Here is a 14,442-nt window from a genome sequence, read left to right as displayed (position 1 = left end):
AGGTGGTGCCACAGAGCGCTTGCGAGCCGTGAAGGCGCGCACCGAGATCGGCCGATATGCATTATCGAGCAGCGGCGGACCGATCACGTTGCTGACACGCGGACGGTACCAGGCTGCCCGTGCAGGCGTTGCGTCGCGCCGTCATGGTGCTGTTCGCGCACGCCGGCGAGCAACTCGAGTAACCTCTTGCCGGGCACGGGGCGCGACGTCGGCGGCGTCTCGACCGAGGACGCGAGGAAGGGACGGGCGGTGACGGGCGCGCGGATGGTCGGGCTGTTCGCCGGGATCGGCGGGCTCGAGCTCGGCCTCGGCCGCAACGGCTGGCAGACCGAGCTGCTGTGCGAGATCGATCCGGGCGCGCAGGGCGTGCTGGCCGCGCGCTTTCCCGACGTGGCGCTGCACTCCGACATCACGAGCCTGCGCGCGCTGCCCGCGGGCACCGAACTGGTCGCCGCCGGATTCCCCTGTCAGGACCTGTCCCAGGCCGGGCGCACCGCCGGCATCACCGGCAAGCGCTCCGGCCTGGTCGACGAGGTGTTCCGGCTGGTGCGGCGCAAGCGCGGACCGCGCTGGCTGCTGATCGAGAACGTGCCGTTCATGCTGCAACTCGGCCGCGGAGCTGCGATGCGTCACATCACCGCGGCCCTGGACGAGCTGGGTTACACCTGGGCGTACCGGGTGGTGGACGCGCGCGCGTTCGGCCTGCCACAGCGGCGTCAGCGGGTGCTGATGCTGGCCTCGCGGACCGAGGACCCGCGCGGTGTCCTGTTCGGCGACGACGCCGGGGCCAGGATCGTCGGGGACGCCGATCGCGATCCGTGCGGGTTCTACTGGACCGAGGGCGTGCGCGGGCTGGGCTGGGCGGTGAACGCGGTGCCGACGTTGAAGGGCGGATCCGCGCTCGGCATCGCCAGCCCGCCTGCAGTGCGGCTGCCCTCGGGGGAGATCGTCACGCCCGGTCTCGTCGACGTGGAACGGTTGCAGGGCTTCGACCCGGGATGGACCGCGCCCGCCGCCGACGTGCCCGGCATTCGCCAGGGGCATCGCTGGAAATTGGTCGGCAACGCGGTGAGCGTGCGCATGGCCGACTGGGTCGGCGCGCGGCTGGCCGCCCCGCTGGACCCGATCCCCGGCGATCAGCCGCTGCCGCCGGGAACGCCGTGGCCGGTGGCGGCCTGGGGACGCGCCGGGTCGGCGTATCGAGTGCCGGTGTCGACCTGGCCGGTGCACGAGCCTTACGAGGACCTGCGGAACTTCCTCACCGACTCGCGACTGCTGTCCGCCCGCGCGACCGCGGGGTTCCTGCGTCGAACGGGCATGGGCAGCTTGCGTTTTCCGCCGGGCTTCCTGGACGACGTCGAGAGTCATCTCGATCGAATGGGTGGCTGGGCGGCGTGAGCGGGCAGCAGGACGACGTGCCGTCGGCGCGACCGATTCCGGAGACCACACCCGGACGCCCGACCACCGATGCGGCGACGAGTGCGCGGATGGCGCGCCAGCGGCGCAGCGGGACCAAGCCCGAACTCGCGTTGCGCCGGGAGCTGCATCGGCGCGGGCTGCGGTATTTCGTCGATCGCGCGCCCTTACGCGGGCAGCGCCGGCGCGCCGACCTGGTGTTCCCGCGCCTGCGAGTCGCGGTCTACGTCGACGGTTGCTTCTGGCACCGATGCCCGCAGCACGCGACCGACCCGCGCAACAACGCGCAGTGGTGGGCCGCCAAGCTGGCGGGCAACGTGGCCAGGGACCGGGCGACCGACGCGGCGCTGACCGAGGCGGGCTGGCAGGTGATCCGCGTATGGGAACACGAGGATGCCGTGGCCGCGGCCGATCGGGTGCAGCGGGCGCTGGGGCTTCGAGCTAGCGGGACTTGACCCGGACCAGTGTGCGCGGCGCGTGGGCGGCGATGTAGTTCGACACCACCATCGCCGTCATCACGGCTACTCCGGCGGCGGCTGTTGCGTAGCCGATCATGGGGACCTCCTAGAGAACGCTTCCCCGACAGCCTGTCGCCCGAACCTGACAGGAACCTGTGCGTCGGTTGGCAATGGCGTGTGTTTGATCCCATCGCAGCGGTGAACCCATGACTCTGCGACGGCCCTCACCTACGGTTTGATCATCGGTCCAGGGAAGGTAGGAGAATGGATCCGTGACAGATAGCCGAAAGATCGCCGAACGGCGCGTGCGGGTGGCGTCCCTGGCGATCGCGGCGGCAATCCTGATCGCGGGCGTCTGCTACTCGTCCTGGGTGCTCGAGTTCTTCCTGAAGATCGACGTGGACCCGGTCAACTCGTTTCTGAGCGAGCTGGACGCCGAAGGCAAGCCATACCGTGCGATATTCGCGACGGCCGACAAGATCGTCGGCGCGGTGCTCATGCCGGCCGCGATCGGCGGACTGCTGGTGTTCCCGCGCCGCCGATTCACCACGGTCGGCTGGGTCGCCCTGTTCTGCTTCGGCGCCGCGACGATCGCCGACGTGTTGCTGCCCCTGAAGGACTGCACCGCGAGCGACAGCGGGTGCGGCGGCGGCAGCGAGCTTTTCCCGCAGTTGCACCAACCGCACGCGCTGTCGAGCACCATCGCGGTCACCTCGATCGCCGTCGCCACCTTCGCGTTCAGCCTGGCCGCGTTCCGCTATCACCGGTGGCGGATTCTGCGCGAGGCCGGGCTCGTCGTGCTGGCGGTCGGGTCGGCGGCGACGGTGTGGATGCTGGTCGCCGACAACCTCCCCGGCGACTACGCGCTCGGCGTCGCCCAGCGCATCCAGGTCGGTTCGATGTCGCTGTGGCTGATCACCCTGGCGGCGGCGGTCATCCTGGAGGGCCGGGAGTGGATCGACCCCGGCGACTAGCTACTTCACCTCGAGCTTGATGGTGTGCCTGTCGGTTTTCGCGGGCAGCTTGGTGGTGTCGACGAAGAGGATCTCGCCGCTGTCCTGCACGCCGTTCGGCAGGGTCTTGGGCTTCAGCTCGAACGGGGGCTGCTCGCCTTTGCTACCGGCCAGGCCGAAGTCGCTGTCGTTGGCGATGTAGAGCGTCTTGCCGCCGTCGAGGGTCGCCACGCCCTCGATCTTGTCGTGGCCGAAGAATCCGCCGTCGGCGTCGAGGTCCTTGATCAAGCCGGCGAAGTCGAGGTTCTTGGTCTTGGCGGCCGGGGTGATGCCCGCCTTGGCGAGCGCGGCGACGCCGTCGGCGGTCGAGGCCGGGCCGACCAGCGTCTCCAGTGGCTTGCCGTCGATCTGCAGGCCGCCGCGTTCCGGATCGTAGTGCGCGCCAGGAACCTTCGAGTCGGGGCCGACGTCGGTGGCGCCGGCGATGTCGACGGTCCACAGCTTCTTGTCGGCCTTGGGCGCGAGGTTGCCGTCGCGCTCGTCGATCAGGAAGGTGGTCGCGCTCAGCGCGGTGATCTCCGAGTCGGCGACCTTGTTGGTCTTCGGGTTCTCCAGCGGGACAACGAATTCGCGCTGCGCCTTCGTCTTCAGGTCGACGGTGACGATGCGGGTGAGCGGCACGTCCTTGGCGGAGCCGCTGAGGCCCGGTGTGTTCAGACCGCTCTGCACCACACCGACGAGCGTGCCGCCGTCCGGCGTGATGGTCAGGCCCTCCATGCCCTGGTTCGGGGTGCGCAGCGAAAGCTCCTTGGGCAGACCCGATCCCGGGGCGAGGCGTTCGAGCTCGCCGCCTTTGGCGTCGAAATGCACCAGGAACGGGCCGTATTCGTCGGAGACCCAGAAGGTGCCGTCGGGCAGGGCGACCAGCCCCTCCGGGTCGAGGCCGTGATCGGTGGGCGGCAGGACGTTTCCGGCGAGATCGCGGATGGTCTCGCCGGTGTTCGCGGCGACGTCGACCTGACCGTTGAACGGGACGCCCGCCGCGGTGTGCAGGTCGATGGTGGACTGCAGCACCGCGCGGGTGCCGACCAACTTGAACCGGCCGATCTTCGGCACGAAACTCGGTGTGGGCGAGAGCTTCTCGTTCTTGCCCGGTCCGTCCACGTTCGGCCCCCGATCGGTCAGCCCGTAGAACTCGTCCTTGCTGCCCGGCACCGGTGTCCAGGCCGAGCCGAAGCCGCTGCCCTGCACCGTGATTCCGCCGAACTCGCCCAGCGACGGAATGTCGGTGGTGTACAGGCGGACCGCGTCGGTCGTGGTCACCTCGAGGCTGTCCGAACCCTGGTATCCGGCGTCGGGGGTGTAGACGAGCGCGCCGTCCACCCGCCTGCTCAGCTTGCCGTGCTCCGGATCGGCGACGCGGAGCGCGGCACTGCCACCGGTCGCGGCGAGCAGATCGTCCAGGGATATCACCAGTGGCTGTCCGGCGGTCGCGGTGAAGTCGGCGGCCGAGGTGGACGACGAGCAGCCGGCGGCCAGTGCGCAGAGGACGGCTACGGCGGTGACACGAGGACGAGAATGAGCTTTCACCGGGACTGCCTACCGTGCCGATCCGACTTCTATCCGACGCGCAGGTGACAACTCGGTGTCGGGCCCGTGCGATGCTGTCGCCATGACCGCACGCGTGAACATCTCCTCCGGCTCCGAGTTCGAAGACATCGTCGGCTACAGCCGCGCCGTCCGGCTCGGCAATCACGTCGCGGTCAGCGGCACCACCGCCTCGGCCGCGGGCGGCACCGCGGTCGGCGGCGACGACATCGGCGAGCAGACCAGGGAGACCCTGCGGCGCATCGCCGCCGCGCTCGCCGACGCGGGCGCGAGCCTCGCCGACGTCGTGCGCACCCGCATCTTCGTCACCGACATCGCCCGCTGGCCCGAGGTGGCCAAGGCGCACGCCGAGGTCTTCGGCGAGATCCGCCCGGCGACCGCCATGTACGAGATCAGCGCGCTGATCACCCCGGCGCTGCTGGTGGAGATCGAGGCGGACGCCATCGTCGGAGCGTAGAAGTTCGGCGGCGCCCGGCGAGGCTCGCTAGGGTCGCACGTGTGACCAGTGCTGCCCCGGAAGATCCCGTCTCACTCGACACCCTCACCGAGGCGACCGATCGCCTCCTCGACACCATGCGCAAGCTGACCGACGACGACGTGGCCGAGCCGTCGCTGCTGCCGGGCTGGACCCGCGGACACGTGCTCGCGCACGTCGCCCGCAACGCCGACAGCCTGCTCAACCTGCTGTTGTGGGCGCATACCGGGGTGGAGATCCCGCAGTACGCGAGCATGTTCCTGCGCGATTTCGAGATCGACGCGGGCGCGCCGAGGCCCGCCGCGGAGCAGCACGCCGACAACGCGGCCGCCGCGAGAAGGTGGCGGGCGCTGGCGGATTCACTCACCGACGACACCTGGCACGCGGAAGTCCGCACCCGCCAGGGCCGTCCGATTCCGGCGAGCGAAGTGCGCTGGATGCGGTTGCAAGAGGTCGAGATTCACCATGCCGATCTGAATGTCGGTTACTCGCCCGCGGATTGGCCCGCGTCGTTCGTCGCGCGCGTGCTGCGTCAGGCCACGGTGGACATGAACCGAATCACCGCCGCGGCGACGGAACCGGTTCCCGGCTTCGAATTGCGCGCCACCGACACCGATTTCACCGGCCTCGTCGGCGCCGCCGCCACGCGGACCGTGAGCGGCCCCGCCGCCGCGCTCGCGGCCTGGATGCTCGGGCGTTCGGACGGGGCGGATCTGAGCGGTGAGGTTCCGATTCTTCCTCCCTGGAAGTAGTGCCGAAAAGCAAAGAGCCCCAGCCTTTTCGGCGGGGCTCCTCGTTCGCTCAGCGGAAGGTCTCGTACAGTCGCGCGTCGGTAGCGATGCCGAAATGCCCGGTGATGAACTCATTGCACTCGGCCCTCGGGTGCGTCTGCGTCGCATCCATCTCCGGGTGGGGGCCCGCGTAGGCGTGGCGCTGGCTCGACTGCCGGTACGGGCCGAACCCGATGCCGCCACGGGTGACGAAGACGCCGATACAGTCCGCTTCGACCGTGAAGTACCCGTCGCCGCCGGGGCAGAAGCCCGTCGCGCCGGTCGGCGACCGGTCGAGGACGCAGTCCCTCGGCTCCGCCGCCGCCGAGCCCGCGGTGGCGATCGCCGCGGCCGTCGCTAGACCGAGGAGGGCCGAACTACTGATGATGCGGTGCCAGGTCGCTGTCATGCCGATCTCCGTTCGTTGGGGCCTTCGGTGCAATGTATCGACCGCACCGCGTCGAAGGAGCGCCTTCGCCGACCCCAGTTCTGGCGGCAGCCGCGCCTAACCCTCCGGGTAGAAGACGAACAGCGTGCAGCCGGTCGTCGTCTGCGGGATGTGCGAGGAGCCCGCGGGGGCGTGGATGAAGGAGCCCGCGGGATAGTCCCGGACGCCGTCGTTGAACACGCCGGAGACCACGAAGACCTCCTCCGGACCCGGTTCGTGCACGTCGATGCCCTGCCATTGGCTGCCGGGGTCCAGCTCCAGCAGGAACGCCTTCGCGCCGGCCTCGCCCTGCCACAGTGTGCGCGAGCGAATGCCGGGGAACAGTTCGCGCGGCGTGACGTCCTGCGCGGCGGACCACTCGTATCCCGTCATGTTCAGGTCTGTCGTCATGCAGCCAGCCTCTCTCGGCACGGATGCCCCGGCCGAGTGTCAGAGATGACATCTCGGGGTACTTTTCTGCCATGCACCGCGTTGTCGCCCTTGTCCACGAACCTCAGTCGCCCTTCGAACTCAGTTGCGCGGCAGAGGTGTTCGGGATCGAGCGCAGCGGACTGCCGACGCGGTACCGGTTCGGCGTGTGCGCGGAGCATCCCGGATACGTCGAGACGACCGCCGGATACACCATGCTCGTGACCGAAGGTCTCGACGCCCTCGAACGCGCCGACACCGTGATCGTCCCCGGTTGGCTGCCCACCGACGAGCCTCCGACGTCGGCTGTCATCGAAGCCCTGCGGAGCGCGCACTCCCGCGGCGCACGCCTCGTCAGCATCTGCTCCGGCGTCTTCGCGCTGGCACACGCCGGGGTGCTGGACGGGCGGCGGGCGACCACCCACTGGGCTCGGGCGGACGAGCTGGCCGAACGCTTTCCCGCCGTCTCCGTCGACCGCGACGTGCTCTACGTCGACCACGGCGACGTCGCCACCAGCGCGGGTGCGGGCGCCGGCATCGACCTGTGCCTGCACCTGGTACGCACGGATCACGGGGCCGGCTACGCCGCACAGGTCGCGCGCAGCATGGTCATGCCCCCGCACCGCGAGGGCGGGCAGTTGCAATACGCCGCGCCCGCGCACCCCACCCAAATCGACGGCTCCCTGGCCCCACTGCTCGAGTGGGCTACCTCCCGTCTCGACGAGCCCCTCACCGTAGACGACCTCGCCACCCAAGCCGCCGTCTCCCCCCGCACCCTCGCCCGCCGCTTCACCGACCAACTCGGCATCGGCCCCGGCCAATGGCTACTCGCCCAACGCATCGCCCTGGCCCGAGAACTCCTGGAAACCTCCGACCTCCCCGTAGAATCCATCGCCCGCCGAGCCGGCCTCTCCTCCGCCACCAACCTCCGCCGCCGCTTCCTCCGCGCCCTCGGCACGACCCCCGGTGCCTATCGGCGTGCGTTCAGAACCACCGCAGGGTAAGGACCGTCCAAGAGCAATGCGCCGCAACAACTCACAGGCTGCGGATGAGTGTCGACGCTCACGGTCCGGAAGCACATAGGCGGTCACGAGAACTGCGGAAACATCGAAAAATAACGAAGGCCCCGGCGAACCGCCGGGGCCTTCATATTGTGCGGCTGAAGGGATTCGAACCCCTAACCTTCTGATCCGTAGTCAGATGCTCTATCCGTTGAGCTACAGCCGCGTGGGTATTCAGTTGTGTACCCGGTTACCCGGGTGTGGCGGAGGCGAGAGGATTTGAACCTCCGGTCCCCGTGAAGGGACAACTCATTAGCAGTGAGTCCCATTCGGCCGCTCTGGCACGCCTCCTGGAGCCTTCTCTTCGAGGGCACCGGTCCTTTCGAACCGCCGAGCATGAAGATTACAGTAGCCGTTGTCCAGATCGCAAAACGGCTGGTTATCAGCGTAAGTTGCTGTCGAACCAGTCGAAGATCCGGGTCTGTGAGTCGATCAGGCCGAAGTCGTCCTCGGGGGCCGGATGGTCGGCGCGGTGCCGCAGGCCGGGGTAGCTGACGACGAGGCTGGCCACGGCGGCCCGGCCGGTCGCGTCGCGTAGTCGCTCGACCTCAGCGGGCGGGGTGGCGGGGTCGTCGGTGCCGAACAGGCCGAGCCAGGGCGCCTGCAGGTGCGGGGCGACCCGGACGAGCGCGTCGGCCTGGTCGGTGAGCGGTTCGACGATGCCGGGCGCGGCGACGCTGACGGCGGCGCCGACCGGGCGATTGGTGGCGACCAGGAACGCCGCGGTGCCCGCGGAGTCGAAGCCGAGGACCCCGATGGTGTCGGGGAACACGCCGTGCCGGGTCAGCCAGTCGAAGCAGGCGTCGAAGTCGTCGAAGAGCTCGTCGCCGAACACCTCCCCGACCGGCTCGTGGCCGGCCCGGTGGAACAGGTTGGGCGCGACCACCGTCCAGCCCTCGGAGGCCAGGGCGCTCATCAGGGCGAGCAGCGCGCCGGTGAACTCGCGGGATTCGTGCAGCATCACGATCCCGCCGCGGGCATTGCCCTCGGGTTCGACCACGATGATGGGCACCTGGGCATCGGCGGCCCGGCGTTTCGATGCGGTGTCCGGTTCGGGCGACGGGTCGTCGCGGCGCAGGGGGGCGAGGTCGTTGTAGGTGCCCGACATGAAACCAGGGTAGGGCGACTTCGTGATCTTCGGTAGAAATTGCTGCTGAGCGTGTATCGACCACAGAATTTTCGGTACGCGGGGCATGCTTTGCGCGAAGGGACCTAAGGTTGGTTGTGTGACTGCGTCAACCCGGCCGGACCTCGACTCGATTCCGGCGTATGTCCCCGGCCGCAACAACCCCCATGCGGTCAAGCTCGCCAGCAACGAGACCACCTTCGGTCCGCTGCCCACCGCGGCCAAGGCCATCGCCGAGGCGGCCGAGCTGGCCAACCGGTACCCGGACAATCAGGCCCTCGAATTGCGCGACGCGCTGGCCGATTTCCTAGGCGTCACGCAGGCGAACGTCGCGATCGGCTGCGGCAGCGTCGCGCTGTGCCAGGAGCTGGTGCAGATCACCTGCGACACACCCACCGACGAGGTGCTGTTCGCGTGGCGCTCGTTCGAGGCCTATCCGATCGTCGCCAAGGTGGGCAACGCGACCGCCGTCGAGGTGCCGCTCACCCCGGACCACGTACACGACCTGGACGCGCTGGCCGCGGCGGTCACCGAGCGAACGAAGCTGATCTTCGTCTGCAACCCGAACAACCCGACCGGCACCGCGGTCGGCAAGGCCGAGCTGATCCGCTTCCTGGACTCGGTGCCCGACCGGGTGCTCATCGTGCTGGACGAGGCGTACTTCGAGTACATGCGCCTGGCCGAGGAGAACTACCCGAACGGCGTCGAGCTCGGCCGGACCCGGCCCAATGTTGTTGTGCTGCGCACGTTCTCGAAGGCCTACGGGCTGGCCGGACTGCGCGTCGGGTACGCGGTGGGCGATCCGGCGGTGATCACCGCGCTGATGAAGGTGCACATCCCGTTCAGCGTGAACCGGGTGGCGCAGGCCGCGGCGATCGCCTCGCTGGAGGCGCGGCACGAATTGCTCGATCGCACACACACTCTCGTGCGCGAACGGGACCGGGTGCGCGAGGCCCTGCTCTCGGCGGGCTACGAGGTGCCGCCGAGCGAGACGAACTTCGTCTGGCTGCCGCTGGGCGAGCGCAGCGCCGAGTTCGGCGAGGCGAGTGCCGAGGCCGGTGTGCTGGTGCGCCCGTACGGCACCGACGGGGTGCGCGTCACCACGGGCGATCCGCACGAGAACGACCTGTTCCTAACCTTCGCCACCGATCCCGCGGTGCTCGAACGCTTCTCGATCTAGACACCGAGGGCGCCCGCTATCACCGGCCACGACCGGACCAGCTCGTCGGCCCAGTACGGCCACGAGTGGGTGCCGGTCGGCCGGAAGTGGGCGGTCGCCGGGATGCCGAGCACGCGGAGCCGGTCGGCCAGGCGGATGGTGCAGGCGTTGGTGGCGGCCTCGAGCGGCCCGCCGAAGCTGATGGTGGTGGCCACGTCGACGCCCGGTTCGCCGGGCACGTCGTGGATGCCGGGCAGTCCGCTACCGACGGAGAGGTAGATCGTCTTGCCGCGCAAGGCTTCCGCGTGCAGCGTGACGTCATGGTCGAGCCAGGCGGGATCATCCTGCTCGCCGAACATATTGTCCGGCTCGCCCTGATAAGACGCGATGACGGCTCTGGCCTGCGCCTGGCCGAGGTCGGTGCCCATGGAGAAGCAGCCGCTGTGCGCCGCGATCGCCGTGTACAGCTGGGGATGCCGCACGGACAGCATCATCGCGGCCTCCGCGCCCATCGAGACACCCATGACCGCGTTGCGCCCGTTGCCGTTGAACTTCGCGTCGATCAGCGGCGGCAGCTCCTGAGTCAGGAACGTCTCCCACTTGTTCGTGCCCAGCACCGGATCGGGCTTCTGCCAGTCGGTGTAGAAGCTGGCCGGGCCGCCGACGGTGAGCACGACATTGACGTTCTTGTCCTCGAAGAAGCGGTCCGCGTGGGCCTGTTCGGTCCAGTTGTTGCTGGCGGGGGCCGCGCTGCGCCCGTCGAGCATGTAGACGGTCGGCCGCGGCTCGGACGTGTCGCGCGGCAGCAGCACCTGCACCTCGACGGCGCGGCTCATGGCGGGCGAGTCGACGAAGACGCGCAGCCACCGGTCGTTGATCGGCTCGATGCGATCGATCGCCGGCTGCGGCGGGCGCTGCGTGGTCGGCTCGGCCGGGGCTGGGCCGTCGGCGGAGCCGGTGCTTGGCTGGGGGGAATCCGAAGGGGCGGCGGACAACTGGGGGGCGCCGAACGCCGCGGCACCGGAAACCAGTGCCGCGCTGACCAAGACGCCGGACACCCAGCGCCGCACCCGACGCCGAGACAGCATGCGAACCATCCTGCCAGATATGCCGAGTTCGGTCGTTTTGTCATAGCGGGTCGCAATTATTGTGACCAGCGACACGTTTATCAGTGAACACAGCTCTACCAGCGCGGTTGCTCCCGTCCTGGATGATCGCCCGCGCGGCAAGGCCGCCCACGAGCAGCGGACGCTGCGGACCCTGTAGCGGAGATCACTCCGACCGCCGACGAGAGGGGGTCGAGCGTGCCGACAATAACGTCCGCTGATCTTGCAGCAAATTCTCGACAACTGAATTGCACCTGGAGTCAAGGGGACTGAACCAGGCTGGCATTGGGCGCGGTTAGACCTCGACAAACGAATCCAGCAAATCCGGGCACACTGTCAGCACACCCGCCGTAGGCTACTGGTCTGGCCTTTCCGGGCATGAACGAGGACGCGCATGATCGTGGATCCACGCCGACGGCATCGAGTTCGGGCCGCTGCGCGCATGTGCAGCAAGCGGATCGTCGAGCTGGTACGGGCACCGGAAACTTCGGGCACAGCGAGAGTTCACCTCGGCGTCAGGCTATTTCGCGGCATCACCCCGAATGTTCCCGTGCGCGGTTCACCGGCGCGGTAAACGCCCGCGCATTCTCCCGCTCGAACTCGTCTGTTTCACCGCAGTGCCCATGCCCGACCGGAGAACATCGTGAATCCTGTATCGCCGATCGAAACCGCTCCTGACACACAGCCTTTCCGCACCGACCTGAAACGTCGGCTACGCGAGTGCGACGAGTTCTTCCGCCTGCCGGAGTTGGCACACCTGCCCTCCCAGCGCCGCCGCACCGCGCTGGAACAACTCGAACAGACCGGCGGCTACTCCCAGACCGCCGAGGAGATCCTGATCGGGGCCAAGCTCGCATGGCGCAATCACGCCCGCTGCGTCGGCCGGAAGCATTGGCGCTCTTTGAAACTGCTCGACGCGCGGGACGTGCGGTCCGCTCGCGACCTGGCGGAGGTGTGCTGGCGGCACCTGCGGATGGCGACCAATGGCGGGGCCATCCAATCCATGATCACCGTCGGACCGCCGCGCCGGCCCGACGGGCGCGAGTTCCGCGTCGTCAGCCCGCAGCTCATCCGGTACGCCGGCTACCGCAACGGCGACGGCACGGTCACCGGCGACGCGGCGAATGTGCGGCTCACCGAGTTCGCGAGGAAGCTCGGATGGCGCGGCGCCGGAACGCCTTTCGACGTGCTGCCATTGCTGGTCAGCACGCCGGACGAGCCGATCCGCTGGTTCGACATTCCGCCGGAGCTGGTGCGCGAGGTGGAGCTCGAGCATCCGGAGTTCGAGTGGTTCGCCGGTCTCGACCTGCGCTGGCACGCGCTGCCCGTGGTGGCCAATATGAATCTCGAGGTCGGTGGCGTCACCTATCCGTTCGCGCCGTTCAACGGTTGGTACCTGGGCGCGGAGATCGGTGCGCGCAATCTCAGCGACGCCACGCGCTACAACATGCTGCCGCTGATCGCCGAGATGATGTGCCTGGACACGCGGTCCGAGCGGACCTTATGGCGGGACTCGGCGCTCGTCGAGCTCAATCGTGCTGTGCTGTACAGCTTTCGCAAGGCCGGGGTGTACATCGTCGATCATCACACGGCGGCCAAGCAGTTCTGCGATCACGTGAGACGGGAAGAGACAGCGGGTCGTAGCTGCCCCACCGACTGGAGTTGGATCAACCCGCCGATCTCCTCGGGGCTGACGCCTACTTTTCATCGGTACTACGACCCGCCGGATCTCGATATTCGGCCCAATTTCGTGCGGCGGCATTTCAACGATTAAGCCTGGCGTCGATTACTCCGGCCAGGTGCCCGTCAGTGACTTGTAGCCGGTCGCACCCGCGCGATCGATAGCGGCTTTGACCAGACCGAAAATGGCTCCCTGCAGGGCGGCCGCGATCAAGACCTCGGTCCAGGTGTAGTTCCGCGCCGTGGCGCTCGGGGCCTTGTCCTCCCCGCTGACCGTCCGCCACACCCGGGTGAACGCGGCGTTGGCCGCGAGGCCGCCGACCACGCTGACCAGCATGCCGAGCGGCTTGTAGAGCGTTTTCACGACCGCCGCCTCCGCACGATCCACCAGGCGACGACTGCGGCGAGCGCCGCGACTCCGGCGACGGCGGCGGGCTGCTTGCGCGCCACGTCCGCGGCCTGCCTACCGCGCGCGACGACCGGCTCGGGAGCCGCCGCCTCGGCCTTGTCGACCAGTTCGCGCGCCTGCGCCTTGGCCTGCTGGGTCTTCTCGTCGGCCGCCTGCTTGGCCTGGGTCGCGGACTCCTTGGCCTCGGCGGCGAGGTGGCTCGCGGATTCCTTTGCCTGCTCGGCCTTTTCGTTCGCGGCCTGCTTGGTGGCGGCGGCCTTCTTGCTCGCGGCGGCCTTGGTCTCGGCCGCCTTACGGCTCGTGGCGGCCTGCGCCTTGCCGAGTTTCTCCGCGGCGGCCTCGGTGGTTTCGGTGACCTTCTCCTTCGCCGCCTCGGCCGTGTCGTGCAGTTTGTCCTGCGCGCGGCCCTTGACGTCCAGTTTGTCGGTCAGCTCCGAAACCGTCTGCCCGAGTTCCTCTCTCGTCAGGTCGCGGTCCGCGCGGAGGGACTCCTCCTCGATCGGTCCGCTGAGGATCGGCTTGTCGGTCGCGCGGCGTCCCTCGTCGCTCATCGGTGTCTCCCGTCCTTGATGGTTTCGATGTCGCGCTTGACGCCCTCGGCCGCCTCCTGCGGCACCGGCGGGACGGCCTCCTGGACGTCCTTCTTGCCCAGCAAGGCGAGCGCGCCACCGGCGACCAGCAGGACGCCGCCGACGATCAGCGCGGCGGCCCAGGCGGGCAGCGGAATCGCCAACGCGCACACCGCGGCGGCGATCAACGCCGCGCCGCCGTAGAACGCGAGTAGTGCCCCGGCCCCGGCGAGTCCGGCGCCGCGGCCGATCAGCTTGCCTTTCTTCTGCACCTCGAGCCTGGCCAGCTGGAGTTCGTCTCGAATCAGCCTGCTGATCTGCTCGGTGGCGTCGTTCACCAGTTCGCCGACCGACCGTGTCTCCGCCGGTGGCCCGCTCCGCGCTTGCGTCATGTGGCACCTCCCAGTCGACGGCCGGTTACCCGGCGTCGCGCCAGGCAAACACGCGCGACACGCAGGGGCGGCGCTGCCACTTCGGCGACTTTACGAAGCGGGCCGCAGAGGTCGCTGTGACCTCTGCGGCCCTCGGTTCGGCCGTGGTGTGGCTCAGCCGCCGAAGCTGCCGGTGGAGGGCTTGTTGGACGGGACGTTCACGGTGACCGTCTCACTCAGCTCGTACCCACCCGCCGGGCTGGTGTCGGCGCAGCCGCCGCGCGCGGTGATCTTCGAGCCCGGCTCGAGACCCGTCAGCGAGGTCTTGATCGTCCGCCCCGGCTGAGCCAGCGACTCGAGCTTGCCCTCGCCGAAGAAGACATGGTTGTTCTCCGGCCCCACGCCCGCCTCGGCCCAGCACTGCC

The 14,442-nt window shown here is 68.9% G+C and carries 17 protein-coding genes and 2 tRNA genes; 8 read left to right on the top strand and 11 right to left on the bottom strand.

Annotation, left to right across the window (positions count from 1 at the left end; all coding sequences use genetic code 11):
• The first annotated feature begins 264 nt into the window (after positions 1-264).
• The 3 genes from ON39_RS00940 to ON39_RS00930 all read left to right on the top strand — a co-directional run bounded on the left by ON39_RS00940 (position 265) and on the right by ON39_RS00930 (position 2,848).
• A complete protein-coding gene (locus ON39_RS00940) occupies positions 265-1,398 on the top strand; it encodes a DNA cytosine methyltransferase (RefSeq protein ID WP_174412483.1) in 1,134 nt (377 codons plus the stop codon).
• Positions 1,399-1,433: 35 nt separating this feature from the next.
• Entirely contained in the window at positions 1,434-1,871 is a 438-nt protein-coding gene (locus ON39_RS00935; RefSeq protein WP_255219221.1) for a very short patch repair endonuclease, read from the top strand.
• A gap of 275 nt (positions 1,872-2,146) precedes the next feature.
• Positions 2,147-2,848: a DUF998 domain-containing protein gene (locus ON39_RS00930; protein ID WP_083894185.1), complete on the top strand. Its 702-nt coding sequence runs from the start codon at positions 2,147-2,149 to the stop codon at positions 2,846-2,848.
• On the opposite strand, the gene ON39_RS00925 is transcribed toward ON39_RS00930, so the two are convergent.
• The gene (locus ON39_RS00925; RefSeq protein WP_040729579.1) at positions 2,849-4,417 is read right to left on the bottom strand and encodes an esterase-like activity of phytase family protein; all 1,569 of its coding nucleotides are present in this window, start codon (positions 4,415-4,417) and stop codon (positions 2,849-2,851) included.
• Positions 4,418-4,499: 82 nt separating this feature from the next.
• Here ON39_RS00925 and ON39_RS00920 point away from each other — a divergent pair, with 82 nt between their 5' ends.
• Entirely contained in the window at positions 4,500-4,892 is a 393-nt protein-coding gene (locus ON39_RS00920; protein WP_040729578.1) for a RidA family protein, read from the top strand.
• A gap of 41 nt (positions 4,893-4,933) precedes the next feature.
• On the top strand, positions 4,934-5,662 hold the full coding sequence (locus tag ON39_RS00915) for a maleylpyruvate isomerase family mycothiol-dependent enzyme (RefSeq protein ID WP_040729575.1): 729 nt from the start codon (positions 4,934-4,936) through the stop codon (positions 5,660-5,662).
• 49 nt (positions 5,663-5,711) lie between these two features.
• Here the strand turns inward: ON39_RS00915 and ON39_RS00910 are convergent, their stop codons facing one another.
• Positions 5,712-6,089, bottom strand: a complete 378-nt coding sequence (locus ON39_RS00910; RefSeq protein WP_040729573.1) for a hypothetical protein — start codon at positions 6,087-6,089, stop codon at positions 5,712-5,714.
• Positions 6,090-6,185: 96 nt separating this feature from the next.
• Positions 6,186-6,518, bottom strand: coding sequence for a cupin domain-containing protein (locus ON39_RS00905; protein ID WP_040729570.1), 333 nt, complete (start codon positions 6,516-6,518; stop codon positions 6,186-6,188).
• Positions 6,519-6,589: 71 nt separating this feature from the next.
• Here ON39_RS00905 and ON39_RS00900 point away from each other — a divergent pair, with 71 nt between their 5' ends.
• Complete coding sequence (locus tag ON39_RS00900) at positions 6,590-7,540, top strand: helix-turn-helix domain-containing protein (RefSeq protein WP_040729568.1); 951 nt, start codon at positions 6,590-6,592, stop codon at positions 7,538-7,540.
• A gap of 150 nt (positions 7,541-7,690) precedes the next feature.
• On the opposite strand, the gene ON39_RS00895 is transcribed toward ON39_RS00900, so the two are convergent.
• From ON39_RS00895 to ON39_RS00885, 3 genes are all read right to left on the bottom strand, one after another.
• Positions 7,691-7,763 (bottom strand) — tRNA-Arg (locus ON39_RS00895).
• A gap of 35 nt (positions 7,764-7,798) precedes the next feature.
• Positions 7,799-7,888: transfer RNA gene (locus ON39_RS00890), tRNA-Ser, on the bottom strand.
• A 91-nt stretch (positions 7,889-7,979) separates the two neighbouring features.
• A complete protein-coding gene (locus ON39_RS00885; protein ID WP_040729567.1) occupies positions 7,980-8,705 on the bottom strand; it encodes a dienelactone hydrolase family protein in 726 nt (241 codons plus the stop codon).
• Positions 8,706-8,823: 118 nt separating this feature from the next.
• Between ON39_RS00885 and hisC the strand changes: the two genes are divergently transcribed.
• Entirely contained in the window at positions 8,824-9,903 is a 1,080-nt protein-coding gene (hisC, locus tag ON39_RS00880) for a histidinol-phosphate transaminase (RefSeq protein WP_040729564.1), read from the top strand.
• Here hisC and ON39_RS00875 read toward each other — a convergent pair.
• A complete protein-coding gene (locus ON39_RS00875; protein ID WP_051186166.1) occupies positions 9,900-10,970 on the bottom strand; it encodes an alpha/beta hydrolase in 1,071 nt (356 codons plus the stop codon). The two genes, hisC and ON39_RS00875, sit on opposite strands and share 4 nt — an antisense overlap.
• Before the next feature lie 679 nt (positions 10,971-11,649).
• Here ON39_RS00875 and ON39_RS00870 point away from each other — a divergent pair.
• A complete protein-coding gene (locus ON39_RS00870) occupies positions 11,650-12,762 on the top strand; it encodes a nitric oxide synthase oxygenase (RefSeq protein WP_051186164.1) in 1,113 nt (370 codons plus the stop codon).
• Between the two features lie 12 nt (positions 12,763-12,774).
• On the opposite strand, the gene ON39_RS00865 is transcribed toward ON39_RS00870, so the two are convergent.
• The 4 genes from ON39_RS00865 to ON39_RS00850 all read right to left on the bottom strand — a co-directional run.
• Entirely contained in the window at positions 12,775-13,032 is a 258-nt protein-coding gene (locus ON39_RS00865) for a DUF4235 domain-containing protein (RefSeq protein ID WP_174412481.1), read from the bottom strand.
• The gene (locus ON39_RS00860; protein ID WP_051186148.1) at positions 13,029-13,628 is read right to left on the bottom strand and encodes a DUF3618 domain-containing protein; all 600 of its coding nucleotides are present in this window, start codon (positions 13,626-13,628) and stop codon (positions 13,029-13,031) included. The genes ON39_RS00865 and ON39_RS00860 overlap by 4 nt, the downstream gene beginning before the upstream one ends.
• Positions 13,625-14,038 (bottom strand): phage holin family protein, encoded by a 414-nt coding sequence (locus ON39_RS00855; RefSeq protein ID WP_040729561.1) that lies wholly within the window; start codon positions 14,036-14,038, stop codon positions 13,625-13,627. The genes ON39_RS00860 and ON39_RS00855 overlap by 4 nt, the downstream gene beginning before the upstream one ends.
• A gap of 153 nt (positions 14,039-14,191) precedes the next feature.
• Positions 14,192-14,442: hypothetical protein (locus ON39_RS00850; protein WP_040729560.1), on the bottom strand; the 251-nt coding region annotated here is incomplete at its 5' end.

It is taken from the genome of Nocardia tenerifensis NBRC 101015, assembly GCF_000308715.1.
Taxonomy (GTDB): domain Bacteria; phylum Actinomycetota; class Actinomycetes; order Mycobacteriales; family Mycobacteriaceae; genus Nocardia; species Nocardia tenerifensis.
Note: the sequence above shows the minus strand (reverse complement) of the source record. Positions and strands in the feature narration are given on the sequence as shown.